The sequence below is a fragment of the Comamonas sp. GCA5 genome (assembly GCF_036541385.1).
GTDB lineage: Bacteria > Pseudomonadota > Gammaproteobacteria > Burkholderiales > Burkholderiaceae_C > Comamonas > Comamonas aquatica.
The window spans coordinates 1-353 of the sequence record NZ_JAZHFR010000249.1; the positions used below are offsets into that span (position 1 = coordinate 1).

Sequence of the window (353 nt, forward strand, 5' to 3'; positions counted from 1 at the left end):
CATCGAGTCGGTGAACATGGGCCTGAGGAAGCTGACCAAGAACCGGGGCTCGTTCCCCAGCGACGAGGCGCTGACCAAGCTGTTCTACCTGGCCCTGCGCAACATCAGCCAGAAGTGGACCCTGCCCATCCGGGATTGGAAGGCTGCGCTGACCCGCTTTACCATTGAGTTCGGAGACCGCATCTCCGTCAATTGAAGTCCGAACCGTTTACACAAAAATTCGGACACCCCCCTTATGCAAATCAGTCGTGGCTCTATTTATTACCGCCGCAAGTCACCAAACAGTGAGCAAGTTTCGTTGGCCCACACCTTGGATGCGTTACATGTAGCCCACCCATTTGCGGGCTCACGCA

Annotated in this window: 1 pseudogene; it reads left to right on the plus strand. The window is 56.1% G+C overall.

From position 1 onward, the window contains the following. A pseudogene (locus SJH88_RS19520) lies at positions 1-196 on the plus strand (IS256 family transposase); the annotation flags it as partial. Positions 197-353 lie beyond the last annotated feature (157 nt).